We start from the raw sequence: 24,187 nt of genomic DNA on the forward strand, positions 1-24,187 counted from the left end.
TAAGGGGAGATTAAGTATAGAGGGAAATCTAAATAAGATTGCCCTCTTTCCTTTTCTTCATACTGTCAAAAAATAAAGACTGACTTCTTTAATTGAAATCAGTCTTATTAACTAAATACTTTTCTTTTCTTTGTCTTTACGATTTTGAACTTTTTTCATTAATAAAGCTAAACTTAATGGTAACATTCCAAACATGTTAGTAGAAAATGGGGCCTTCAGCTCTTCTTTTTCTTGTTTTAATGAATCACGTTTCTCTTTCGGTTGATCGATATAATTAATAAATTGTTCTGTCATATATTTTACATAATCATTTGTTTTCAATAGAAATCACCTTACTTTCTTATCACTTATTTCTACTATCTCCTCCTTTTGAATAATTTAAACAGTCAATGATTTCCAACGCAATTTCAATTGGTGTTAAATTATTCGTTGAAATTTCATAATCTGCTTTTTTATATTGTGATTCTCTCTTTTGAAACAGTTCCGTTAGTTCTTCAATCGTTCGATTTACAGCATTTGGTCGGTTAGAATCCAAATGGATTCTTTCATATATTATTTCAATTGGAGTTTCAAGATAAATTATTTTGCCAGTTTCTTTCATATATCCAATGTTTTCATCACGAAGAATGATTCCACCACCTGTTGAAGTGATCATTTTTTTTGATGATAATTTTTTTAATACTTGTGTTTCTATATCGCGAAAACCACTTTCACCAAATTCATTAAACAATTCTGGTATACTTTTGCCTGTTTGAGAAACAATTTCCTCGTCTAAATCAATAAATTTTTTGTTTACTCTTTTAGCTAATTCCTTTCCAACAGTCGTCTTACCACACCCCATAAATCCTACTAAATAAATTGATTCCATTTCATCCTCCAACTTAATCAATCCAATCCGATACTTGATTTGTACTTTTTTTATATTTAAATTGAACTACATATTTTTTTATTTCTGAATTACTACTAGTTAAAGTTATAAGATATTCATCATTTGTAACTAAATAAGTATTCAATATAATTTTTGTATTATTATAATACTTTACTGTATTTCCTTGAAGTGGTAAATTACCATGCTTTAAATCGTAAATTGCTTGTGAATGTACTCGGTCTAGTTTGTTTTGATTTCTCGTATAAGAATAAAAGGTATTGATCGAATGAAATATATCTATTTGTATTAGAAAAAAAATTAGTAAAATATTTATCATAAAGATCGTGTAAGGTAAATACACTCCATTTTCACCAAGTATTTTAAATTTAATTGATAAACATCCGAATAGTTTTTTCATAAATTCCACCATTTAAATCGATTACTTTTACTAGGATTTGCCTTTCACTTATTTGTTCAAACTTTATATCCCTTATATTCTGTAGTACGATTTCATGTCCTAATCCAAGCCTTTGTCGTCGAACAATCGTTGTATATTTTCGATAACTAATCGTAACTTGATTAAACTCTTCAAAAAGAAGAAGGTCGGAATGAACTGTAAAACTTATGCTTTTGTTTGCCTCTTTTTGAACTTCTTTTATAAAATTATCTAATTCTAACCTATTTACGGATTCATAACTGTAATTTCGTTTAACAAAGCTTTTTATACTTGAAGTCGATATAGAAATAATCATTAAAAATAAAACAAGTGAAAAAAGTGTTTCTAGTAAAGTAAATCCTTTTTCATTCTGTAATTTCTTCACATATTTCACTTTCCTTTTTTCGATCAGTCCAAGTAACACATATCGAATTAAAATTATTCCTATCGTTTATTTTCACTAAAAATTCTCTGCCATTCTTTGTATAAAAATCCTCTTTAAAATCTTCCCTATCCATAAAATAAAGATGAACCATATCAGTTAATAAGTCATCTGCCATATTGCTAATCGTTATCTTATCTTTTTTTTGTAAAAATAATGACATTGAAGGAACGATCATAATACAAAAAATAATTAGTAAGTTTAAAGAAATAACTGCCTCAATAAATGTAAATCCTTTTTCATTTCCGATCATATTTAAATCGACCACTTCCTAAGTAAAAAGTAACGATATATTCAGCTTTTTTATATTTAATTGAAATCGTTCCAGAACTTGAGATATTACCGTCGGAGTTAAATCTTAACGGAGGTTTTAAAGTAAGGTTAGTTATACTAATTGATTTATCAAAATTCCGAATGACTACAGGGGGATTTAGTAAATTATCTTCCATTTCATATTTATTTTGATAAAAAATGATCCTAGTAGGGATTTGTTTTATAATTGCGTTCCTTTGTGCAAGAAAAATATCATTTTGAAGCATTTGAATAAATAATGTTAACTTTTGTTCATCTTCAATTTTCCTAACTTCATTAATCGGTAAAATTAATAACAATATCATTATTGAAAGGACTAATAACATCTCAACAAATGTAAAACCAAACGAATTATCCAACCTTTTTTTAAGGTATTGATACAGATCCAGTTGCTTTGTCATACGATAATTCAACTTTATTATTGCATTTATATGATGTTATATAGCCCTGTTCTTTTAAGACTGATAAACTCTCAGGTAATTGTTCATTTTCTAATCGATATGATTCAACACTTGACTGAACCATTTTTTGAAGTGCAGAACAACCTTTCGCTTGAATCGACTGTTGTTGTTTTCCTAAATTTGGTATCACTAGTAATAAAAGCAGTGAAATGATAAATAAAACAATTAACATTTCAATTAGCGTAAATCCTTTTTCATTCAAACTAACTCCTCCTAGATATTGTTCATCAATTGAAACATAGGAAACAGGATGGCTATATACAGTGATAGAATACTTGATGAAACTAAGATTAAAATAATTGGCTGAATGATCCTTATCGATCGGTGAAAGTAAGCTTCTATACTCTCCTTTAAATAATCAGCATAATCAGCAAGTTCTTTACTAAGAGTACTATTGTTCATGCCATGTTCAATTACAAATATTATATCTCTATGGAATGCACGTTCATTTTTAAATGCTTCTTGCATAGAAGTTCCGTTTAATATTTGATTGTAGAAAACTACTGCTTTTTCTTTAATAAATGTCCTACTATCAATATTCTGCATTGTTTTTAGTGCATCAACTATGGGAAAACCAGCATGTAATAATATACTTAACTGCATTGAAAATTCATAAGTATTCATTGTAATTAAATACTTCCTAACTAACGGGATTTGAATTAATTTATCCATCCTCTCGATTGAATTTAATTTATTAATTGCAAATAAGTATCCATAGGTGGTCAATCCAATTAGGAAAAGAGAGGAAAACATAATTGAAGGTAGTCTTTTTATAACTTGTAGATAGATGAAAATAAAAGAGTTCTGATTAGAATGGAATGTTGAAAATAGCATTTCATATTGAGGAATGATTATATTTCTAAACAAAAACAAAATTAGCAATAATATTGTGATTAAAAAAATAGGATATCCCATGATTTTTCTTATGTAAGCTCTATGTTGAATCTTTTTTGTAAGCATATAACTTCCTTCACCTAGCGCTAAGGACAAATCACTATGCTTTTCTGCATAATACAAGTAAACGAGTACATCTTGATGAAGGCCAAGCATATTAGCAAAATCAATGAATGATCCTCCTTCCACCAAAGCTATTTTAGCTTTATAAATCAATTCTTTTAGGTCATCTGGGAATTGAATCGTTAAGAATTCAATTGCTTGAATTAGAGGGTAACCTTTTTGTAAAAGTTCTCCTAATATTTTTAATAGCTTAGCCTGTTCAATATAAGTTAATTTTCTTTTATTAAAAAATTTACCCATAGATTATACTTCGGTCCAAATGTTTGTTGTCAATAAAACCTAATGCATAACCTTTAATGAGTTGATCATTTAATGTAGATAATTGAACTTCTTCTTGTATCCCTCTAAATTCATTAATAACCGAATTTAGAGCTTTACCATAAAGCAATTCATATACCCCTAATCTTCTGTGATTTCGGTTTACAAAACAATTTGGTTCACATCCCCCTTCACAAAAACGGCATTTTATTGGAACTAATCTTTGAGAAACGATAGCAACCATAGCTTGAAATAATTCCTCCTTTGGAATTCCAAGCTCTAACATTCGATATAATGCACCTTTTGTGTTATTAGAATGAATAGTCGTTAATACTAAATGACCGGTCAATGCTGCCCGAACGGCAATTTTCGCAGTTTCTTCATCCCTAATTTCTCCTACCATTACTATATCTGGATCAGATCGAAGAATAGCTTTTAATCCAGTTGCATATGTTAAGCCTGCTTTTTCATTAACTTGGACTTGAAAATATTCATCAGATTTCCTTTCAATCGGATCCTCTAAAGTGATAATATTTCTTGCTATGTCTTTTTTAGCTGACTGTAATAAGGAATAAAGCGTAGTTGTTTTCCCACAGCCAGTTGGTCCTGTAAACATCATTAGACCATGTGAATGATGTAATAAAGACAAAAGTTTACTAGTTGTAGATGGGAATAAGGAAAGACTTTCTATTGGAGCGATTTTTTGTTGAGGATGAATACGAATAACCATAGACTCATCAATAATGGTTGGTAAAGTGGCCAAGCGAAGTGATAATAAAATTTCATTAATTTTAACAACTAAAATTCCAGTCTGTGGTCGTCTAATTTCTCCTATATCCATACTTCCTAAAAACTTCAAATGCATGATGATCCTCTTAGACTTCTCTTTATTTATTCTTTGAATAAGCTTCAACTCACCATCAACACGAAAAAAAATTTGTACATCATCCTCTTTTGGTAATAGATGAATATCCGATGCCCCAAAATGGCAAGCTTTTTTTAGAAGTTCTTCGACCATTGTTTCTACTGATACCATTTTTAGTCCCCCTTTCTATATGAGCAATTATATTTTTGTTTCCCTCAGCTATCAAATCATCATAATTAGGAAACTAAACGAAAATATTAAATTTTGCTAAAATTTATTTACAAATTAAAGTTAATTTACCACAATAACGTACAAGAAAATCAAATATATAACCTAAAACAAAAAGTATGTTTTCAAATCATGTATAGAAAATCATTAAATAAGAAAAATAATATCAGATATGGTTAATTTCATTATCTCTAGAATCAATTTAGAATTGTATTAATACATTGTTTACAATTGTAACTTTCTTATTTTATAATAATGAATGGGTAGAAATTTTTTATGGGGGGATTTAGGATGGATCGAATGTTCCGCGTTCTAGGATTCTGGACAGCTATATTTACGGTAATGTTCTTTGTTGGACATATGTCAGCAGCTGCACTTATTTTCGCATGTCAAACAGCATTTTTCGTAGTATTAGGCTATCTAAAGCTTTCTGAGCGTATGTACATCTATATCTTTGGCGCATACTTAACTGTGTTCTTTATTGGATTTACATATTATAGTACTTTCTTATTAGTACCAAGCTTTAGTGAATAATAGAAAAACCAGTCATATGACTGGTTTTTTTATTTGTATTCATTTAATGAAATCAATTCATTCAACTTAGTAAGATCTTTTGTTGACATACCTTTTGTTTGTAATAGCCATTGGAAGGAATCACTTATTCCACCAGGCATAATTAAAGATTGAACAGCTCTATTTTGTTTATATTCGCTTGAAAATGGATTTGACTGAGCATGCGGAATAAGCCAATTTAAAATACCAAAATCTAATATTGCATCTCTTTGGTTAGAAAAGTATAGATTTTCGATATTATTCAGTAATCCGAACTTTTTTAATTCATCCCAGTGAATATGAGTTGTAATGTCCATATGCCCTAAATTCTCTAGTAAATTTGATTTCATTTCATGCTTATAATAACCGCGCAAACTTCCCTTAATTCGATGGGGTGCATCCCATTCTTCCCTCGTGAAACCATAATCAACAGTTAAAATGATTCCTTTACTTATTTTCGATTGTAAAAGGTCATAAACTTTTTCCATCCCCACAGGAATTTCAACTCTTTGCCCATCTTCTCCAACAAATTTGTATCTACTTAGAAAATCACTGATTTCATTATCTTGTATTTTAACGAGATTTTCTTTCAGATTATTTAGTTCATCAATTATTATTACTACCTCTTGCCATTTGTTTTGATTAAATTCAACTACTCGAACAGGTAAAGCATCAAACAATTCATTTGAAAATATCATTCCATTATTGATTTGCTCGATTTCTAATATATTTGAGAAGTATTTACAATTCAAATGGTTCACCAATAATTCTTTTTGTAATTTACGATGATATTGGCTTGCATCAATAAGATAGTAAGTTAAATTATGATAAATTTCAGGTTCTTTCTTTTCACAGTACGAAAGAAAGGCTGTGGCGAATCTGCCATTTCCACCACCAACTTCAACAAAAAAAGGTTCGATTAGGTTATTCTTAACAAATCGACAAAATGAGGCTGCAATTACTTCTCCATATACTGAACCTACTGAGCTTGTAGTATAGAAATCACCTTTTCGTCCAATTTTTTCATTTGCCGTTTGATAATAACCTTTTTCATTATCATAAAGCACTAACGAAATAAATTGTTCGTATGTAATAAAACCTTTTTTGCTGTTATTTATCGCATTATAAATTATGTTTTTCATCATATTACCTATTATAAAAATGGATTATATCTTTTCTCATCACCAATCGTTGTAGTTTCTCCATGACCACTACATACAACGACATCATCTGGTAAGGAAAGAAGCTTACCTTTTATACTTCTAATCAACTGGTCGTGATCCCCACCAGGTAAATCAGTTCGTCCAATGCTTCCTTCAAATAATGCATCACCAGAAAATACTGTCTTTATTTCTTTACAATAAAATGAAACACTACCTGGTGAATGGCCTGGAGTTTCGAAAATTGAAAATAAGAAAGGGCCAATTTCCATTTTACCTTCTTTTTCAATCAAGTGATCTGCTTCCCTTGCAAAAATTGACTGATTTCTCATAAATAATTCAGAACCATTTTTTTGTCCATCTGTTAGCCAATCTGCTTCATATTTATGAATATAAACGGGTATATTATATTCATCACGCACATCATCAACAGCCCCAATATGATCAAAATGAGCGTGGGTTAAAAGGATTGCTAGTGGCTTTAATTTATTTTCTTCAATAACATTAAAGATTACATGCGCTTCTTCGCCCGGATCAAAAATAACGGCTTCATTCATATCATTACTTAAGATATAACAATTAGTTTGTAATGGACCTAATGGTAATTGTAAAACATTCATTTTCATACCCTACTTTCTTTTTTAATCTATATAATACTATATCATAATTTTGTTTTAGCACTTAATTTCAAATAGACAATTGTTCACAAAAGTTTTACAATAATAATGATGTGATAGCAAACAGGGGTTGCTTGAAGAAATTTATAGGGGGTTTACAATGGGTACAGTTATTATTTTTATACTAGTAGCTATTCTATGTGTTCCAGCATTAATAGGATCATTAAAGAATAAGAACTTTTTAGCTGTTTTTTGGTCTGGTGTTACATTAGTTTTATTTGCTTGGTTTGCCATTATGACAATTTTACATAACGGTTATCCACCAGCGCACTTATAAAATTTATTTTATTATGGAACGAACAAATTTCTACATATAGAAAACATGTTCTAAAATAAAAAAGCTGACAAATTTGTCAGCTTTTTTATTTTAAAGATGATTGGATATTTCTAAGTTAAATAATGATGCTAACAGAATTGGAAACGTCTCGGAAAAAATGGATTCAAACATAGAAAGTGGCAATGGGTTTATTCCTTTACCTAATTCAAGTGTAAATCCTGGTTTCCTAAAATCTTGAATATACCAATCCTTATAACCTGCATGGCTATCAATTGTTTTTACTGCCCTATACGGACTGATACTAGAAAAATAATTAGCATAGACTTCCGAGATAGGCGGTTCAAGATTGTCATAACCCCAATAAAATTCTTTACCTTGAGTATGCAAAGCCAAAATAAGATCAAACTTCCTTTCAATAGCTAAATTACTCATTGCGATTGTTTCCGGTTCTGTTAATGGAGCATCTCCTGGGTAGTCTCTAGGAGAGAATGTTTTTTGTTTCTTTCTTTCTTTTTCAAACTCCCAATGGGCAGGAAATTGATTGTTTAAATCAACACCTCTTATATTTGCTTTCCATCCAGTAAAACCATCATTTCCTTCGTTAATTTTATGAACAAATTCCATATAATCACTTTGTTCAACAGATCCATTTATAACTAAATTTACCCCATCAGGATTAACCATAGGGACAATCGACAATGTATTTTCATGAAATAAAGCTACTAATTCTTTATGAAATGGCAACTCCTCAGTTGTTAAAGTGTTACATATCCAAAAAAGCATTTTCATGATTACACAAGTTGTAATCCATTCATTTGCATGAAACGAACCATTCCAATGTACCTTTCTATTTCCATTTCCAATTTGAATCTCATAAATTGGCTGATATAAAACGCTGTGTCCAATCGTATTTAAACGAAGAAAAGGAAATTCTTGTACTAATAAACTAATATCTTTTGAAAGTTCATTAAAATCGTATCTTCTTGGATGAAAGGATAAAGGCCGATTGTTTTTATACAAATTTTTCACCTCATCAGTTATTTTCTAGTTAATTGTATGTAATTAAAATAAAGAAAAGCACTTTCGTTTAGGAAGTGCTTTATTTAACGATTTAATTAGTCATATTAAATTATTAAAGCTTAGTGAGGTTCGGGCTCTTATGTGATTAACAGAACGGCTAAGAGATGGGGCTAAAAGACTTGCAGGACAAATGTGGCTAGTTAGCTACTAAATCTCGCTACACTTAAAGGCAAGCATCCTGTAGTGGAAATCAACATCACTCTACTCCTTTTACGAAAATTTGGTAATTTAATTGACAAGTTTTTTTCAATAACGTAAAAAAGCACTCCCATTAAGGAAGTGCTTTTCATGTTTATTCAAACTTCGTATCAGCTTTTTTATATTTAACTTCATAGAAACGAAGTAAATCTTTATAGATAATTGAGTTTGAATACTCAAGTGATTTATTTGCTTTTGCTAAGTCTTCTTTAGGTGGTTTTTGTCCTTTTAATTCTTCACCAGTATTTGGATCATACATCTTCTCACCAGTGTAAATATATTTATCAGTAACAATTGTTCCATCACGGAAAACTACAAAGTTTTTGTGTTTAGGAGAGAAAATATCATTACCAAAGTTGATAGATGTTTTATTTGGATCTTCACCTAATAAGTTTAAAATTGTCGGTTTAACATCAATTTGACCTGCAACTTTATGAACCGTTTCACCCTTAGTTTGTCCAGGTAAGTGGATAAAGAAAGGTACTTTTTGTAATTTAACATGCTCTGCAGGTGTAATGTCTTGTCCTAATACTTCACTCATTGCACGGTCATGGTTTTCGGAAATACCATAGTGGTCACCATACATAACAATGATTGTATTATCATATAAACCTTTTGCTTTCATTTCTTCAATGAAATGTTTAATTGATTCATCTAAATAACGTACTGTTGTTACATAATTATCAACAGTTTGGTCTCCAGTTTTTAAACGCGGAATCATTAAATCCTCATCATTTAATTCGAATGGATAATGGTTAGTTAGTGTAATCATACGGTTGTAGAACGGTTTAGGCTCTGCTACCATTTTGTCTACTGCTTGTTCAACGAAATATTTATCTTTTAGTCCCCAGCCAATTGAAGTAGCTGCAGATACTTTAAAGTCAACTTCATTATAATAACGATCGTAACCTAGACTTGGATACATCATGTCACGGTTCCAGAACGATTTATTATTTGAATGCATTACTGAAGTGTAATAATTTTGATCCTGTTTAAGGATTGCTGGTGTAGCAGTAAATGTATTACTACTGTTTGTAAAGTAAACAGCACCACGATCTAGTGGGAATAAACTATTATCAATTAAGAATTCCGCATCAGATGTTTTACCTTGTCCAGTTTGGTGGTAAAAATTATCAAAATAATAACTTTCTTTCGTAAATTTATTTAAGAAAGGAGTAATTTCTTGTCCATCAACTTTTCGTCCAATTACGAAATTTTGTAATGATTCTAATGAAACGACTACTACGTTTTTACCTTTATATTTACCATGTAATTGTGCATTCACACCAGTATCGTTAGCACGAATAAAGTTCTCGATTCCTGCTAATTCACTATCATCAGCCATCGCTTTTTGAGCAGATGTTTTTGATTGAATAACCATATCATATAAGTGGTAATTGTATAATCCTAAGAATTTAACAATGTATTCTCTATCAAAAGAACGTGTTAATAATTGTGGGCGTTCAGTTTCTGCTAAACCAAGGTTAACTAAGAAAATAGCAACCGCTGCTAAGAAATAAGCTGTTCTAGCTTTCCCTTTAATGTTACCAGTAGTAAAGAATTTTTTACCCCAGAAATAATTAACTGCAATTAAGATAAAAATATCAGAAAAAGCTAATATTGTTTTATAGCTGATCATTGCTTTAACACTCGAACCTAAATCCCCAAAGTTTCGTGTCATAAATAAAACTGGAATCGTTACGAAATCGTCAAAGAATGAATAATAAGCTGTATCAGCTACTAAAATAAAGGACATGATTATAGTAATCCAAATAACTGCTCTATTTCGTTTTGGTCCTTTTGCAAAAAGAGCTATACCTATAAATATTAATAATGAAGATATAGGAGCAATTATTAAGATAAATTCTTGCATTGAATTTTCAATTTCTAAATCAAAATAAAATTGACTTAGAATAGTTGCTTTAATCCATAAAAGGAATACAGCAAGTAACGGGAATCCAAAGTTTTTAATAAACTTTTTCCACATATTCTGTTCCTCCTCTTTTTTAGACTATTAATCTATTTTATCTATTATAAAACAATGTTTGGCATTTCACATATCTATTTTATTGGCATTTAAATACCAAGAATTTTTAAAATGATTCATACAATTATTAGCTACTAAATGTATGGATCTAAAAATTTTATTTGACGTTACCTTAAGTTTTTTTCTAACGTCATTCAATTTATCATAAACTAGTTCACTCGTCAAATAACTAATTTTTTTTTCAATTCAATACAATAAACATAATAAGGTACTTCAATTAGAAGTACCTTAAATTTAAGTTAAATTTCATTAGTAATAAATTTTTTTACTAAATATGCTGCTCCAATTGCACCTGCATCGTTCCCTAACTTGGCAATTGAAAGTTTTGTCGATTCTCGCACTGTTGTGAAAGCAAATTCGTCAAAATATTTCTTTAGAGGCTTTAATAACATTTCACCTGCATTTGATACTCCGCCACCTATAATGATATTTTCAGGATTTAATGTATTTCCAACTCCGGCTAAAACTAAAGCTAGATATCTCATTACATGATTAACGATTTCTTCTGCAACTTCATCACCATTTGAATAAGCTTCAAAAACATCCTTTGCTGTAATTGGTGAATCATTCGACATTTCTTTTAAAATTGTTTCTTTTGTCGTATTTTGTAATTTCTCGTTTGCTATTCTTGCGATTCCTGTAGCTGAAGAAATTGTTTCTAAGCATCCCGTTTTTCCACAGTTACATAATACTCCATTTTCAAGTTGTACTGTAATATGGCCAATTTCACCTGCAGATCCACTAATTCCATGTGCAACGTCCCCATTTACAATTACGCCTCCGCCGACTCCCGTTCCAAGCGTAACCATTACTACATCTTTTGCTCCATTTCCAGCACCTTTCCACATTTCGCCAACAGCTGCTATATTTGCATCATTATCAACGATTACAGGAATACCTGATTCATTTTCTAGAATTTCCTTTAAAGGAAAATTAACCCAACCTAAATTTACTGCTGCAAATATAAGTCCATCTTCTAATCGAACCGAACCTGGTGCTCCAATACCGATCCCAGCGATATCTTCCTTTGTTTTATCCATCTGTTTAAGCTTTTCTTCAATTGCAATTGTAATTGTTTTAGGAATATGCTTACCACTATCTGATTTATCTGTTGGTACTTCCCATTTATCAATGAATTCCCCGTTATTTGTTAATAATGCTAATTTAATGCTTGTACCACCTAAATCTACACCTACAATCATTTTAGCCATAATGCCTTCTCCCTTCACAGTGAAATCGTTTGCAATAGATTCTAAAAAAAACGATTTCTTCAAATCGTTTTATTTTTTATTTCATCCATCTCTTTTTTTAATATCATGGTAGCAATTTGTAAATCTTTACTTTCAAGTATATTCGCTAAAAATAATTCTTTTAGCTCATCTTGCAATAACATCAAGTCAGCTAATCGATCACCTGTATAAATAATGGTGCCATAACTCTTTAGAAATTGTTGAATATCATATACGGATTTCATACTTAACTCCTATTATTTTATCTTTCTAAACATGTAATAAGTATAAGTTGGAAACGATTACTCGTCAATGTGAAATACCAAACAAACCATTTATTTTGTAGGCATTTATAATTATTTTTTATGCTTCATTACTTCTTCTAAAGCTAAATCATTTTTATATAAATATGTAGCGTATTTTATCCCGAGATATCTTATATGCCATGGTTCATAATTGTATTCAGTAATATCTACTTTGTCCTCTGGATAACGAATGATAAATCCAAATTCATGTGCATGGTCTGCAAGCCAAGTTCCTTCTTTCGTTTCTCCAAATCCTTGTTCAAGCTTGTTACCGAAGTTTGGAGATGATACATCTATTGATAAACCAGTTTGATGTTCGCTTGTACCAGGAACAGCACTAAAAGATTGAGTCCAATCTTCACCATGAATTTGTACATAAAAATTATACAAACTTTTTTGTCGATCAAAAGAGCGATATGCGGAAACTGGAGTAAGTTTTATGCCATCTGCTTCTGCTCTTTCAAATAATTTTTCTAAAGCATGAGCTGCCTCTTTCCTCATTAATGTTTTTTCTTTGTTTACTCCATGTAAAGGAACGATTGGATAAACTAGATCTGGCGGTTCATACCCGTCCGGTAGCTTTCTTTCTTTATTAACTAATACTAAATTAGATGTAGGATTCGTTACAGCTAATAATCCATTCTCAGCTTCGATAGCTGTATCATCGTAATTAGGAAATTTCAGGGAAGTCTCTTTTGTCATTTTTAGATAATTGTTAAAAAAATTTTGGTTTCCAAAAAATAGAGCTAGTCCAATAATGAATATTACTATTAATACCCATGTGTACTTACTATTTATTTTTTTCAAAATTACCTCCTTAATTCTTTTTGTTACTTTTACAATATTAGAAGTTGGCATATTTTTCAAATAATCTATACAATAAGACCTCTTTCAAATAGAAAGAGGTCTTATTAACTCATAATATTTTTAACTTCTGAAAAAAACATTACTAGTGTTTGCTAAAATTTATCATCATTCACTTAGTTTTCGTTACCCAAAACAGGTTCCATTGTTTTTCTTAAAGTTTCTACAGAGTTTTTAAACTGACGTTGCTCTAATTCATTTAAATCTAGTTCAACAACTTCTCGAATTCCACCACGATTAATTACTGCTGGAACGCCGATATATATATCGTGTTCTCCATATTGTCCATCTAAATATGCTGAAACCGTAATAATACTATTTTCATTTTTTAGAATCGCTTTTGTTAATCTAACTAAGCCCATTCCAATTCCATAGTATGTTGCACCTTTTTTCTTTATAATGTGATATGCGGCGTCACGTGTATTTAAAAAGATTTCATCAAGCTCTCTTTGGCTGTATTTTGGATTTTTCTTTAATACATGGTGTACTGGTGAGGTACCAACATTTGTTTTAGACCAAACTGGTAGTTCACTATCACCATGTTCACCGATAATATAACCATGGATATTTCTTGCGTCAACATTAAAATAATCACCAAGCATATATCTAAAACGTGCAGTATCTAAACTAGTACCAGATCCGATTACTCTTTCTTTTGGTAATCCTGAAAATTTCCAAGTCGCATAAGTTAAAATATCTACTGGATTTGTAGCAATTAAAAAGATACCGTCAAATCCTGAAGCCATAATATCTCCAATGATTCCTTTAAAGATAGCACAATTTTTTGCAACTAAATCTAAGCGAGTTTCTCCAGGCTTTTGAGCTGCTCCAGCTGTAATGACGACTAAACTCGCATCTTTACAATCACTGTAATCTCCAGCCCAAATTTTTGTTCTAGAATCTACAAAAGGCAGGCAATGACTTAAATCCATTGCGTCCCCTTCCGCTTTATCTTTATTTAAATCAATCATAACTAGTTCTTCGGCAACACCTTTATTTAACATACCAAAAGCATAACTAGCTCCAACTGCGCCTGTTCCGATAAGTGCGACACGATTTATTTCTTTGTGTAACATAATATCCACCTCATTTGTGTAATAAAAGTGTAAGTAACTGGGACTTCTATATTATATATGTATTTCCACTCAAAGTTTGTGAAACTTTTTACAAATTTGTTACAATATTACTCCTATACAAAATTTAATTTTTTTACAATAGGACTCTAATTCAGTCTTATCTATTTTCAAACAAATGTTGTCACATTATGCACTTATTAAATCGCTTCTATTATTCTTGATTCTGTTAAAATCAACGGCATCTTAATGTCATGTTTTTCTGTTGGTAATTCATCAATGATTTGAATGTCATAAGCTAATGCTAAGAGTTGTTTATTATAACCTTCTAAGTAGCGATCATAATAACCACCACCATATCCTAGTCGTTCACCAATTTTGGTATATGCTACACCAGGAACAATTATTAAATCAATATATTCTTTTGTTATTTCCTCGCATTTTTCTTCAATTGGCTCCTGTATTCCAAAATAACCTTTCTTTAAATCATCAAATGAATTGATTTTGTAAAAATGCATTTTTCTAGTCTCATGGTTGCATTTAGGGACAACAACTGATTTATTCATTTTCCAGCAAGCAGTGATTAAATACTTAGTATTTATTTCATGCTCCATAGGCATCGTAGTTGCTATAATATCTGCACTCTTCATTTGTTCTGTATTTAATAATTTTTCTATAATTAGTTTTGACTTTTCGTCCCTGTCCGTTACTGAAATATTTTTCAAGTTTTTCATCATTGAATTTCTAATTTCTTTTTTTTCCATAATAATGGCCTCCTTAGGTCAGGATCAAGTTTTCTACATTAAAGAGTTTTATTGAAGTGAAAAATTTATTCTAATTAAAATTATAATTTAAATACAAAAAAAACAGTAGGAAAATTCCTACTGTTTACTTTGTTTCGCGATGAACTGTAACTTTTTTAAGTCTTGGGCAATATTTTTTAAGCTCAAGACGGTCTGGGTTATTACGTTTATTTTTAGTAGTGATGTAGTTACGATCTCCGCATTCTGTACATGCTAATGTAATATTTACGCGCATTTTATTTTCCCTCCTGACATAGTGACATAATCAGACTTGTATATAATAACATTCTTTCGCGATAATTTCCATAGTTTTTATTGATTCAATGTATTTCTTTTGATATTTTTTTTATTGAATTATGTACAAACTTATTCTCATAATTCAGAGTATATTTTTGAAAGACAGCTTGATGATGTAATACACTGCCTTGATCGATTCGAATATTAGAACTAATCGACACATATGGGCCGATTACACAGTTCTCTTCAATCGTAACATCATTCCCAATAATAACCGGAGAAACAATCTTTACATTATTATTTATCGTTACATGCTCACCTAAAAAGATTCTAGGTAATATTTGAACAGCAGGAATAGGTAAGTTTAATTTCTCTTCAATCCAATCTACATTTAGCTTTGCAAATCTTCTAGGTGTCCCATAGTCAATCCAGTAACCTTTTAAATGAAAAGCATTTAAACAGATATTATTTTTTAACATTAAAGGAATCAGATCATTACTAATATCAAAATAACGATTTTCTGGAATTTGATAGAATAATTCAGGATTCATAATATAAATTCCAGTATTAACTAATTTACTAATTTCACTACCTTCATTCGGCTTTTCTATAAAATCGATTATTTGTCCATTTTTTACTTTTACATTTCCGTATGACCCACACTTATCAACTTGTTTTACAAACATAGAAAATTTACTTTTACTTTCTAAATGTGTTTTTAATGCATCTCTAATATCACCGTCAAATAAAATATCACCATTCACTAATAGAAAGGGTTCATGAAGAAAATGCTTAGATAGTCTTAAACAACCAGCAGACCCTAAACTTTTTTCTTCTATAATATAATCAATTGAAACATTTTTTAATTTCATTGCATTAATCGTCTCGATTATTGCTTGGGACATATAATGAAGCTGAATGATAAATTCATTAAACCCAAGTCTTGTTAAATGTAATATTAAATGCTCAATTGCCGCTCTATTTGCGATTGGTAATAGTGGCTTAGGAATGTTGTTAGTAATTGGTAAAAGCCTTTGACCGTATCCTCCAGCTAAAATAACAACCTTCATTTATTACCACCTCAATATCTTTTACTAGTTAAAGAAGTATGCTTAATATTACATAAATATGACAAAAGGGCATTCAGGTAAATTTTGTCTGAACACCCTTTTATCTTATTTAACTGTTTTATTGATTTAATAAATAATGTTTACCTTTAACTAAATAATAAATATTCTCTGCAATATTTGTTGCATAATCTGCAATTCTTTCAAGATATCTACAAATAAATGCCATTTGCATGATATTAGATACATGCTCAGGAGAATCTGCAATGCTTGACATTAGTGTTCTAACAGTTGTTCCATATAATTCATCAACAATATCGTCAATTTCACCAATCTCTTTTGCAGCTTGTAAATCCTCAGTTCGGTACGCTTCTGCAGCTTTTGTTAACATGTCTAAGCCAAGTTCATGCATCTTTTCTATATTCTCTAAAGGTAAGTTCTCTTGACGACTACGAATACGAATTGTCGATTTTGCGATATTAACTGCATAATCTGCAACTCGTTCAAGATCATGAGCAATCTTAATAGCCGTTAAATTTCTTCTTAAGTCTACAGCAACTGGTTGTTGTCTTGTTATAATAACTAAAATTAATTCATTAACTTCTTTTTCTAACTTATCGATACGATCATCTTCATCAATTACTTCTAAAGCTAATTCTATATTTTCAGTACGAAATGCTTCCATACTTTTAATGACAGCTTTTTTTGTTTTCTCTGCAAATTCTATAATCATTTCTTGTAATGTTTTTAAGTCTGCTTCAAATTGATTTCTCATCTCTTTTCACCTGTTCCCTTCTATTATCCAAATCGTCCAGTAATGTAATCTTCAGTACGTTTATCTTTAGGTGTTGAGAACAGTTTATTTGTATCTGAGAACTCAACTACTTCACCGCTTAAAAAGAAAGCAGTTTTATCAGAAACACGAGCTGCTTGTTGCATATTATGCGTAACAATAATAATACTAAAATCCTTCTTTAAATCATGAATTAACTCTTCAACTTTTAAAGTTGAAATAGGGTCTAATGCTGACGTTGGCTCATCCATCAAAATAACATCTGGCTCGATTGCTAAACAGCGCGCGATACATAAACGTTGTTGTTGCCCTCCTGAAAGACCAAAAGCATTCTCATGTAAACGATCTTTAACCTCATCCCAAATTGCTGCACCTTTTAAACTTTTTTCAACAATCTGATTTAATGTAGCTTTATCTTTAATACCATGTATTTTCGGTCCATATGCAACGTTTTCCCAAATTGATTTAGGGAATACATTTGGCTTTTGGAATACCATTCCTACGTGTGTTCTTAATTCTTCAACAGGATAGTTTTTTTCGAAAATATCTTGTTCGCGGTAAAGAATCTTCCCTTCTGTTCGAACTGAAGGAACTAACTCAACCATGCGATTTAACGTTTTTAAATAGGTCGATTTACCACATCCACTAGGTCCAATAATCGCAGTAACTTCATTCTCATAAATACTTAAATTTATATTTTTTAATGCTTTGTCTTGTCCATACCATAAATTTAAATCTTGAGTATCATATACAATTGATTTTTTCACGTTTGTATTTGTCTCTTCAAGATCATCATTTTTAATAGTATTCTCTCTATTTAATGTCATTGTCATAACTTTCGATCCCCTCTCATCCTAAAGGAAGCTTTCAATTTTTGATATATAAAATATTAACTAAACAATAGATAAACTTTATAATCGTTAAAATTCATTAGTACTTACATGAATAATCATATTCTCAAACTATTAAACCTGTTTTAACCGAATGTAAAGATTATGTAAATAAGTTCAGAAGGTGAAGGAAGGGTGTAGAGAGGAGTTTTCCAAATAAAAAAGAGAAGGGTTTAATCCCTTCTCTTCTTATTGATTTTTATTTTGAGTGTCTTGGTTATCTTGACTATTTTGATTGTCTTGATTATCTAAAATGTCTTTTGGTTCGTCATTATAAATTGATTGTCTTTGTTGTTTCAATTTAAAATATTCGTCCATAATATCTCGGCCAATGTATTTATTTACTGGCGCTTGGTCAGTTTGTAACCAAGGAACTACTACTACAAAGGCAATTTCAGGATTGTCATATGGAGCATATCCCATTAATGTTTCATTATAAGTTTTTTGTGGCCCATTGTATTTTTTACGATCTGGACCGTCGTAAAATGATTGGGCTGTACCTGTTTTACCCGCTATTTTATAGTCTACACCTAAGAAGTATTTTCGAGCAGTACCACCAGTCTCGTTATATACTTTTATAAAACCTTGTTTAACATGATCGATGTATGATTGTTTCATATCTATACGATTTAATACTTTAGGCTTAATTTCTTGTCTAATGACACCAGTATCATCGCCGATTGAAGGTTGTCTCAATTCTTTCGCAACATGTGGTTGAATTCTGTAACCTCCATTTGCGATTGTAGAAACATATTGAGCTAATTGAAGTGGAGTATAAGTATCATACTGCCCAATTGCCATATCTAGTAGGAAACCTGGGTTTTTGTCTACACCTTTAAATCCAATTGCTTCATTTGGTAAATCAATTCCAGTTTTAACACCAAGTCCGAATTGACTGAAACTTTTTCGGAACGTATCAAACGCTTTAACGTCGATATCTAAAGGCTTATTCTCTACGTAATGTGCATGTCCAATAGCCATTGCCGTTCTGAACATATAAACGTTTGATGAGTACTTTAGCGCATCTAAATCATTAATCCATCCAAAGTTTTTATATGACGCTTTTACTGGTGTACCTGCAATTTTAATCGGTGTATCGAATTGCCTTTGTCCTGGTGTAATTGCCCCAGTTTGATAACCAGTTAAAAGAGTTGCACCTTTTACTGTTGACCCCATCTCATAAGATGAAGTAAGATTTCCAGTAGCGTAATCTACAACTTTATTTTTCCCTGTCTTTTTGTCTTTAACAATTTGCTTTCCTGACATTGCTAAAACTTCACCCGTATTCGGGTTAATCATCGTAACAAATGCACGGTCCAAATATCGACCATTAGACGTTGCTTTAGCTTTTAAAAGCTCTCTTTTTACAATTTCATCAACTTTACCTTGAAGTTCAATATCAATTGATAGGACTAAATCACTTCCAGGTTCCCCTTCTGTAATCACTTTCGTATCAACAACATTTCCATTTGAATCAATAACATTTTGTGCCTTACCTTTTGTACCACGTAAAACATCTTCATATTGCTTTTCGATATAACTTTTTCCTACACGATCATTACGATCATAGCCACGAGCTAAATAATAATCTACATTCTGAGCAGGTAATCCTTCTTTTTCAGAAGTTATATTACCTAAAATTGTTCGGAACGTATCACCATAAACGTATTTTCTTTCCCAATTTGTTGTTACATCTACACCTGGAAGCTGATCTAGATGTTCACTTACTGTTGCATATTCTTTTTCAGTAACTCCCTCACTTTTAATTGTTTGTGGAGTTAGTGCATAACCAACGCTCATTTGCTTGTAAATTGCTAGTATTTGTAAGTCATTTGCACTAAGTGAATTGATATCATCTGCTGTAATTTTATCAAGCTGTAAATTATAGTAAGCTTTATTATAAGCAGGGTCATCATCTTTATTTTGAGCTTTTAGTGTTTTATCCTCTTCTTTTGATACTAGTTTTTTTGCATCATCAGGATTTGTTAATAACCAATAATCTTTTTTATCTCGTTCAGTTATTTTATTAGTTGGCATTTTAAGATAACTTTTTAACTTTGTAGCCATTGTTAATAGCTCACCTGAAGTTGTCCCTTTTTTTCTTGTATACGTAATTGTACGTAAAGGCGTATTATCTACGACAACCTTTCCGTTACGATCTAAAATTTTCCCCCTTGGTACAGCTTGATCGACGGTCATATTTTCTGTACGCTCTAATTCTAATTTATAGTCTTCACCTTTAACTATTTGTACGACACCTAATCTTAGAATTAAAAAAGAAAATAAGACAAACACAAGAAAAAATAGTGTATTCAGTCGTGTTGGTAATGTGATTTTATATTTCTTAGGCTTATTCATTTTTTCTCCTCTTTTTTCTACAATTACTAATTCTACATATTAATATTTTAATGAATTGGAAAAGGAATCACTGCTAAGGTTTTGACAATTTAGTGACAATACTTAAGCATGCTTATATTCTAATTTCCTCATTACGAAATAGACCAAAAAGTGTCCTGCACCAAATAAACACATTAATAATGGAATAACTTGTTCTGGTTGGAATAGTGATGTACATACAATGAAAACTGCAATAGAAAACATTCTACCGCTATTTAAATACACTTCACGTATTACGATATATTCCACTCTATATTCCCTGGCCTTATACGATTTTCCTATTATATCATATGTTAAAGATAAGTAAGGTACTAAAATGATTGGATATGCCAAAGAAATTATTGCACCGTAAATGATTAATAAAGGAAACGAAACTTTAAAAGCGATTACAAAAACAGCGCAAAATAGTAAAAAACCACCAATAAATATAGCTTTCATTCTAAAATTTTCTTTTATAATTCTTGTAACAATATAATAGGTAATAAAGCTAATTAACGATGTAATTAATCCGTATTTCCCTAATGCAAATTCACTTCCTGTAGATAAGAAAATATAAATTGAAATAACAAACATAAAAATCCCTTCACGAATCCCCTGAAAGAAATTAGCATATGTTACTTTCCGCCAATTTTCATTTAATTTTCTTTCTTGAATGACGCGCTTAATATTGAACTCACTATCAAGTTCCCTTCTAACTAAGAAACAACTTAATACCACTGCACATATAAATAAAATAACTGCAGCTAGAAACACAAAATGATAACCTTTATTTCCAATCATTGAAGAAATAATCGCTCCAGCTATAAATGGGCCAAGCATTCCCGTGAACGAATTAATTAGCCCTAAAAAACCATTAAAAAATTGTCTAGTTTCAGGTTCAGTAACTTCAAACGTTAATAAGTTAAACGCTAAATAGTAACAGCCATTCCCTATCCCTAAAATCGCTCCAATCAAAATTGTTGCTAATAATGTCTTCGTTTCGAAAAGTAAAACGACTATGTAGAATATTGCCAAAAAAGAAATACCCGCTCTTAAAATGACAACTCGATCAATTGTTTTAGCTAATCTGCCTGCTATTACGAATGTAAGAGCTTGAAAAAATGCGATCGAAAATTGGTACGAAGCAATTGGTAAATAATTATTTGATTGCTTCCACAAATAAACATTTACAAATGTGCTAGATAAAGCTGTCGCAAAAGTAAACAATCCACCAACACTTAGTAAAAGAATTAAATCTTTATTTAAATCTACGTCACCTAATAAAAATTTCCACTTACTCATAATAAACTCTCCTTTGTCTCATGAACTAGTTTTCCGAGTAAAAGAAAATTTATCCTTTTTTAAACATAAAAAAAACACTACTTAAATAAATTAAGTAGTGTTCATTTTTTATAAATTATTTAGCAGCTTGGTATAATTCTTCTACTTTTTCCCAGTTTACTACATTCCAGAATGCACCAACGTAGTCAGGGCGTTTGTTTTGGTAGTTTAAGTAGTAAGCATGCTCCCATACATCTAAACCTAAGATAGGAGTTTTGCCTTCCATTAAAGGTGAATCTTGGTTAGCTGTGCTAGTCACTTCTAACTCACCATTGTTTACTACTAACCAAGCCCAACCAGAACCGAAACGAGTTAATGCAGCTTGAGTGAAAGCAGCTTTTAACTCATCTAAGCTACCGAATTTAGCGTTAATTGCTTCAGCAACTTCACCAACTGGAGTGCCAGTGCCTTCTGGAGTTAATAAAGTCCAGAATAAGCTATGGTTAGCATGTCCACCACCATTGTTACGTACAGCTGTACGGATACCTTCTGGAAGTGCATCTAAGTTTGAAATTAATTCTTCAATTGAAGAAGCAGCTACTTCTTTACCTTCTAAAGCAGCGTTTAAGTTTGTTACATATGTATTGTGGTGACGAGTGTGGTGAATATTCATTGTTTCTTTATCAAAGTGTGGCTCTAATGCATCATAAGCATAAGGTAATTGTGGTAATTCAAATTTTGACATTTTTAATTTCCTCCCAAAGATAATAGTGAATTTCAATTTAAAGTTATCAAATATACTGAAAGATTTCAATAGTAATGCTCATAAAAGGGAAAGAAAGTATAAAAGTTTAATTTTTGGAAGAAAAATTAAACTGGACCGTAATAGATTTAAAATCATCCTTTATTAATTTAAAAACTAAAACGAAAAAAGTCTTCAACATGATCGTTGAAGACTTTTTCACTAATTAAGGAGTAAGAGGGATTCGAACCCCCGCGGGCTGTTACACCCCTGTCGGTTTTCAAGACCGATCCCTTCAGCCGGACTTGGGTATTACTCCATAATAAAATATTGGTAGCGGCGGAGGGAGTCGAACCCACGACCTCACGGGTATGAACCGTACGCTCTAGCCAGCTGAGCTACACCGCCAAACTATATAAATGGCTCCGCAGGTAGGGTTCGAACCTACGACCACTCGGTTAACAGCCGAGTGCTCTACCACTGAGCTACTGCGGAATAATTCGTGTTTTCCTTAAGACAATATTTAATTTATCATGTTTCAAACTAGACGTCAACACTTTTTATTATTTTTTTTGATTATTAATTTATATTAACTATTTTTAAGTGAAAATAAATTGTTTGATCTAGATTTAAAGCCAAACTTAAATACGATCCTTATGCCATTGTCCTTCTCTTCTTATTTGCTCTTATCATTTTAATTAAAGTTTAATATTCAATTACCAAAAAAAGATTATAATATACAAAATAGCCCGAAAGTTACATAATAAATTTCGGGAAGTGAAATAACATTAAATAAGAAAGGATGAGTTTATGAATATATTTAAACAATTTTGGTTTAGTTTATACTCTCCAAAAACAATATCAAGATATAGACTCCAAAAAATCGGTAAAACAATCTTTTTTCTTTTCCTACTAGCAATTTTATATACTCTTCCGGGTTTCTTTTCATTTGAAAAAAATGTGAAGCTTCAGGTGAACAATGTTTCTGATTTGCTTAAAGACAATATTCAGTCAATTTCTTTAAACAAAGGAGCTATAACAATTAACGATAATACACCGTTCGAACGAAATATCGGTGAATATAAATATGCTTTTTATCCAAATGAAACAGTTATTCCTTCAAAATTAAAAAGTGAACAATTTGCTGTTGTTGTTTTAAAAAATAGAGTAATTATTAAAAATGATAAAGGTGAGCAAGATTTCCCTTACCCTTCATTAAAATCTACAAAAATAAACAAGGCAGACGTTTCAAAATTTATTAAAAATATAAAAGAAGCTCTTCCAGTATTTTTAATTGCATTATTTTTCTTATTTTATTTAGGATCTTGTATCTTCATATTTATAATTGCTACATTATTAGCGTTTTTAACAGCTTTATTTAAGTCGACTAAGCACTTAGCTTTTAGACAACGCTTTGCAATGGTTTCGTATAGCTTAACATTACCTACTGTTATCTATTTATTGCTAGGATTATTGAAAGTAAATATTCCATTCCAAACTTTAATTTTTATTTTAATTACAGTTGTTATGTACACATTAACAATTAAAAATTTACCTTCTAAAAAATAATGTTTACTGAAGTGTGTTTCACACTTCTTTTTTTTTGCTAAAATATTTATTAGTGCAAGCTCCTAGTAGGAATATTCGTT

General features: G+C 30.8%; 28 protein-coding genes and 3 tRNA genes. 3 read left to right on the forward strand and 28 right to left on the reverse strand.

Annotated features, from left to right (window positions below; translation table 11 throughout):
- Positions 1-111: 111 nt before the first annotated feature.
- The 9 genes from ABEY15_RS08845 to comGA are packed head-to-tail and all read right to left on the reverse strand — an operon-like array spanning position 112 to position 4,830.
- Positions 112-321, reverse strand: coding sequence for a YqzE family protein (locus tag ABEY15_RS08845; RefSeq protein ID WP_429889704.1), 210 nt, complete (start codon positions 319-321; stop codon positions 112-114).
- Positions 322-343: 22 nt separating this feature from the next.
- Positions 344-868, reverse strand: coding sequence for a shikimate kinase (locus ABEY15_RS08850; RefSeq protein ID WP_429889705.1), 525 nt, complete (start codon positions 866-868; stop codon positions 344-346).
- Between the two features lie 13 nt (positions 869-881).
- A complete protein-coding gene (locus ABEY15_RS08855) occupies positions 882-1,286 on the reverse strand; it encodes a hypothetical protein (RefSeq protein ID WP_429889706.1) in 405 nt (134 codons plus the stop codon).
- Positions 1,255-1,689 (reverse strand): competence type IV pilus minor pilin ComGF, encoded by a 435-nt coding sequence (gene comGF, locus ABEY15_RS08860; RefSeq protein ID WP_429889707.1) that lies wholly within the window; start codon positions 1,687-1,689, stop codon positions 1,255-1,257. Before comGF ends, ABEY15_RS08855 begins: the two co-directional genes overlap by 32 nt.
- Positions 1,670-1,999 carry a hypothetical protein gene (locus ABEY15_RS08865; protein ID WP_429889708.1) on the reverse strand — a complete coding sequence of 110 codons (330 nt, stop codon included), beginning with the start codon at positions 1,997-1,999 and terminating at the stop codon, positions 1,670-1,672. Before ABEY15_RS08865 ends, comGF begins: the two co-directional genes overlap by 20 nt.
- Positions 1,986-2,459 carry a competence type IV pilus minor pilin ComGD gene (gene comGD, locus ABEY15_RS08870; protein ID WP_429889709.1) on the reverse strand — a complete coding sequence of 158 codons (474 nt, stop codon included), beginning with the start codon at positions 2,457-2,459 and terminating at the stop codon, positions 1,986-1,988. The genes ABEY15_RS08865 and comGD overlap by 14 nt, the downstream gene beginning before the upstream one ends.
- Positions 2,425-2,721: a competence type IV pilus major pilin ComGC gene (gene comGC / locus ABEY15_RS08875; protein WP_429889710.1), complete on the reverse strand. Its 297-nt coding sequence runs from the start codon at positions 2,719-2,721 to the stop codon at positions 2,425-2,427. Before comGC ends, comGD begins: the two co-directional genes overlap by 35 nt.
- An 11-nt stretch (positions 2,722-2,732) precedes the next feature.
- Positions 2,733-3,776: a competence type IV pilus assembly protein ComGB gene (gene comGB, locus ABEY15_RS08880; RefSeq protein ID WP_429889711.1), complete on the reverse strand. Its 1,044-nt coding sequence runs from the start codon at positions 3,774-3,776 to the stop codon at positions 2,733-2,735.
- Entirely contained in the window at positions 3,769-4,830 is a 1,062-nt protein-coding gene (gene comGA, locus ABEY15_RS08885; RefSeq protein WP_429889712.1) for a competence type IV pilus ATPase ComGA, read from the reverse strand. Before comGA ends, comGB begins: the two co-directional genes overlap by 8 nt.
- A 348-nt stretch (positions 4,831-5,178) precedes the next feature.
- Here comGA and ABEY15_RS08890 point away from each other — a divergent pair, with 348 nt between their 5' ends.
- A complete protein-coding gene (locus ABEY15_RS08890) occupies positions 5,179-5,421 on the forward strand; it encodes a DUF2626 domain-containing protein (RefSeq protein WP_429889713.1) in 243 nt (80 codons plus the stop codon).
- A 29-nt stretch (positions 5,422-5,450) separates the two neighbouring features.
- On the opposite strand, the gene ABEY15_RS08895 is transcribed toward ABEY15_RS08890, so the two are convergent.
- Positions 5,451-6,581, reverse strand: coding sequence for an SAM-dependent methyltransferase (locus ABEY15_RS08895; RefSeq protein WP_429889714.1), 1,131 nt, complete (start codon positions 6,579-6,581; stop codon positions 5,451-5,453).
- Between the two features lie 11 nt (positions 6,582-6,592).
- Entirely contained in the window at positions 6,593-7,219 is a 627-nt protein-coding gene (locus ABEY15_RS08900; RefSeq protein ID WP_429889715.1) for an MBL fold metallo-hydrolase, read from the reverse strand.
- A gap of 157 nt (positions 7,220-7,376) precedes the next feature.
- Between ABEY15_RS08900 and ABEY15_RS08905 the strand changes: the two genes are divergently transcribed.
- Entirely contained in the window at positions 7,377-7,553 is a 177-nt protein-coding gene (locus tag ABEY15_RS08905) for a DUF2759 domain-containing protein (RefSeq protein WP_097978526.1), read from the forward strand.
- A gap of 90 nt (positions 7,554-7,643) precedes the next feature.
- On the opposite strand, the gene ABEY15_RS08910 is transcribed toward ABEY15_RS08905, so the two are convergent.
- From ABEY15_RS08910 to ABEY15_RS08990, 17 genes are all read right to left on the reverse strand, one after another.
- A complete protein-coding gene (locus ABEY15_RS08910) occupies positions 7,644-8,573 on the reverse strand; it encodes a M14 family metallopeptidase (protein WP_429889716.1) in 930 nt (309 codons plus the stop codon).
- Positions 8,574-8,925: 352 nt separating this feature from the next.
- On the reverse strand, positions 8,926-10,818 hold the full coding sequence (locus tag ABEY15_RS08915) for an LTA synthase family protein (protein WP_429889717.1): 1,893 nt from the start codon (positions 10,816-10,818) through the stop codon (positions 8,926-8,928).
- 299 nt (positions 10,819-11,117) lie between these two features.
- Positions 11,118-12,092 carry an ROK family glucokinase gene (locus ABEY15_RS08920; protein WP_429890062.1) on the reverse strand — a complete coding sequence of 325 codons (975 nt, stop codon included), beginning with the start codon at positions 12,090-12,092 and terminating at the stop codon, positions 11,118-11,120.
- 56 nt (positions 12,093-12,148) lie between these two features.
- Complete coding sequence (locus ABEY15_RS08925) at positions 12,149-12,352, reverse strand: YqgQ family protein (RefSeq protein ID WP_429889718.1); 204 nt, start codon at positions 12,350-12,352, stop codon at positions 12,149-12,151.
- A 111-nt stretch (positions 12,353-12,463) separates the two neighbouring features.
- Positions 12,464-13,219, reverse strand: coding sequence for a M15 family metallopeptidase (locus ABEY15_RS08930; RefSeq protein WP_429889719.1), 756 nt, complete (start codon positions 13,217-13,219; stop codon positions 12,464-12,466).
- Positions 13,220-13,392: 173 nt separating this feature from the next.
- Positions 13,393-14,352 (reverse strand): L-lactate dehydrogenase, encoded by a 960-nt coding sequence (locus tag ABEY15_RS08935; RefSeq protein WP_429889720.1) that lies wholly within the window; start codon positions 14,350-14,352, stop codon positions 13,393-13,395.
- A 197-nt stretch (positions 14,353-14,549) separates the two neighbouring features.
- On the reverse strand, positions 14,550-15,113 hold the full coding sequence (locus ABEY15_RS08940) for a 5-formyltetrahydrofolate cyclo-ligase (RefSeq protein ID WP_429889721.1): 564 nt from the start codon (positions 15,111-15,113) through the stop codon (positions 14,550-14,552).
- 124 nt (positions 15,114-15,237) lie between these two features.
- On the reverse strand, positions 15,238-15,387 hold the full coding sequence (gene rpmG / locus ABEY15_RS08945) for a 50S ribosomal protein L33 (RefSeq protein ID WP_056475024.1): 150 nt from the start codon (positions 15,385-15,387) through the stop codon (positions 15,238-15,240).
- 85 nt (positions 15,388-15,472) lie between these two features.
- Positions 15,473-16,459 carry a sugar phosphate nucleotidyltransferase gene (locus tag ABEY15_RS08950; protein ID WP_429889722.1) on the reverse strand — a complete coding sequence of 329 codons (987 nt, stop codon included), beginning with the start codon at positions 16,457-16,459 and terminating at the stop codon, positions 15,473-15,475.
- Positions 16,460-16,577: 118 nt separating this feature from the next.
- Positions 16,578-17,231, reverse strand: coding sequence for a phosphate signaling complex protein PhoU (gene phoU, locus ABEY15_RS08955; protein WP_429889723.1), 654 nt, complete (start codon positions 17,229-17,231; stop codon positions 16,578-16,580).
- Between the two features lie 23 nt (positions 17,232-17,254).
- Positions 17,255-18,082, reverse strand: a complete 828-nt coding sequence (pstB, locus tag ABEY15_RS08960; RefSeq protein WP_429889724.1) for a phosphate ABC transporter ATP-binding protein PstB — start codon at positions 18,080-18,082, stop codon at positions 17,255-17,257.
- 246 nt (positions 18,083-18,328) lie between these two features.
- Positions 18,329-20,497 (reverse strand): peptidoglycan D,D-transpeptidase FtsI family protein, encoded by a 2,169-nt coding sequence (locus tag ABEY15_RS08965; RefSeq protein WP_429889725.1) that lies wholly within the window; start codon positions 20,495-20,497, stop codon positions 18,329-18,331.
- Positions 20,498-20,599: 102 nt separating this feature from the next.
- The gene (locus ABEY15_RS08970) at positions 20,600-21,817 is read right to left on the reverse strand and encodes an MFS transporter (protein WP_429889726.1); all 1,218 of its coding nucleotides are present in this window, start codon (positions 21,815-21,817) and stop codon (positions 20,600-20,602) included.
- Between the two features lie 115 nt (positions 21,818-21,932).
- The gene (locus ABEY15_RS08975) at positions 21,933-22,541 is read right to left on the reverse strand and encodes a superoxide dismutase (protein WP_088010981.1); all 609 of its coding nucleotides are present in this window, start codon (positions 22,539-22,541) and stop codon (positions 21,933-21,935) included.
- Positions 22,542-22,767: 226 nt separating this feature from the next.
- Positions 22,768-22,857: transfer RNA gene (locus tag ABEY15_RS08980), tRNA-Ser, on the reverse strand.
- Positions 22,858-22,869: 12 nt separating this feature from the next.
- Positions 22,870-22,946: transfer RNA gene (locus ABEY15_RS08985), tRNA-Met, on the reverse strand.
- A gap of 12 nt (positions 22,947-22,958) precedes the next feature.
- Positions 22,959-23,033 (reverse strand) — tRNA-Asn (locus ABEY15_RS08990).
- 315 nt (positions 23,034-23,348) lie between these two features.
- Between ABEY15_RS08990 and ABEY15_RS08995 the strand changes: the two genes are divergently transcribed.
- A complete protein-coding gene (locus ABEY15_RS08995) occupies positions 23,349-24,107 on the forward strand; it encodes a DUF1189 domain-containing protein (protein ID WP_429889727.1) in 759 nt (252 codons plus the stop codon).
- Positions 24,108-24,187: the final 80 nt, after the last annotated feature.

The organism is Gottfriedia acidiceleris (assembly GCF_050457485.1).
Taxonomy (GTDB): Bacteria; Bacillota; Bacilli; order Bacillales; family Bacillaceae_G; genus Gottfriedia; species Gottfriedia acidiceleris_D.

Bases quoted from the DNA above. Each gene is read 5' to 3' on its own strand.
- comGD (WP_429889709.1), bottom strand. From the start codon at position 2,459: ATGACAAAGCAACTGGATCTGTATCAATACCTTAAAAAAAGGTTGGAT.
- ABEY15_RS08950 (WP_429889722.1), bottom strand. From the start codon at position 16,459: ATGAAGGTTGTTATTTTAGCTGGAGGATACGGTCAAAGGCTTTTACCA.
- ABEY15_RS08965 (WP_429889725.1), bottom strand. From the start codon at position 20,497: ATGAATAAGCCTAAGAAATATAAAATCACATTACCAACACGACTGAAT.
- pstB (WP_429889724.1), bottom strand. From the start codon at position 18,082: ATGACAATGACATTAAATAGAGAGAATACTATTAAAAATGATGATCTT.
- rpmG (WP_056475024.1), bottom strand. From the start codon at position 15,387: ATGCGCGTAAATATTACATTAGCATGTACAGAATGCGGAGATCGTAAC.
- ABEY15_RS08970 (WP_429889726.1), bottom strand. From the start codon at position 21,817: ATGAGTAAGTGGAAATTTTTATTAGGTGACGTAGATTTAAATAAAGAT.
- comGB (WP_429889711.1), bottom strand. From the start codon at position 3,776: ATGGGTAAATTTTTTAATAAAAGAAAATTAACTTATATTGAACAGGCT.
- phoU (WP_429889723.1), bottom strand. From the start codon at position 17,231: ATGAGAAATCAATTTGAAGCAGACTTAAAAACATTACAAGAAATGATT.
- ABEY15_RS08890 (WP_429889713.1), top strand. From the start codon at position 5,179: ATGGATCGAATGTTCCGCGTTCTAGGATTCTGGACAGCTATATTTACG.
- ABEY15_RS08850 (WP_429889705.1), bottom strand. From the start codon at position 868: ATGGAATCAATTTATTTAGTAGGATTTATGGGGTGTGGTAAGACGACT.
- ABEY15_RS08995 (WP_429889727.1), top strand. From the start codon at position 23,349: ATGAATATATTTAAACAATTTTGGTTTAGTTTATACTCTCCAAAAACA.
- ABEY15_RS08940 (WP_429889721.1), bottom strand. From the start codon at position 15,113: ATGGAAAAAAAAGAAATTAGAAATTCAATGATGAAAAACTTGAAAAAT.
- ABEY15_RS08855 (WP_429889706.1), bottom strand. From the start codon at position 1,286: ATGAAAAAACTATTCGGATGTTTATCAATTAAATTTAAAATACTTGGT.
- ABEY15_RS08895 (WP_429889714.1), bottom strand. From the start codon at position 6,581: ATGAAAAACATAATTTATAATGCGATAAATAACAGCAAAAAAGGTTTT.
- ABEY15_RS08905 (WP_097978526.1), top strand. From the start codon at position 7,377: ATGGGTACAGTTATTATTTTTATACTAGTAGCTATTCTATGTGTTCCA.
- ABEY15_RS08865 (WP_429889708.1), bottom strand. From the start codon at position 1,999: ATGATCGGAAATGAAAAAGGATTTACATTTATTGAGGCAGTTATTTCT.
- ABEY15_RS08975 (WP_088010981.1), bottom strand. From the start codon at position 22,541: ATGTCAAAATTTGAATTACCACAATTACCTTATGCTTATGATGCATTA.
- ABEY15_RS08900 (WP_429889715.1), bottom strand. From the start codon at position 7,219: ATGAATGTTTTACAATTACCATTAGGTCCATTACAAACTAATTGTTAT.
- comGA (WP_429889712.1), bottom strand. From the start codon at position 4,830: ATGGTATCAGTAGAAACAATGGTCGAAGAACTTCTAAAAAAAGCTTGC.
- ABEY15_RS08935 (WP_429889720.1), bottom strand. From the start codon at position 14,352: ATGTTACACAAAGAAATAAATCGTGTCGCACTTATCGGAACAGGCGCA.
- ABEY15_RS08915 (WP_429889717.1), bottom strand. From the start codon at position 10,818: ATGTGGAAAAAGTTTATTAAAAACTTTGGATTCCCGTTACTTGCTGTA.
- ABEY15_RS08925 (WP_429889718.1), bottom strand. From the start codon at position 12,352: ATGAAATCCGTATATGATATTCAACAATTTCTAAAGAGTTATGGCACC.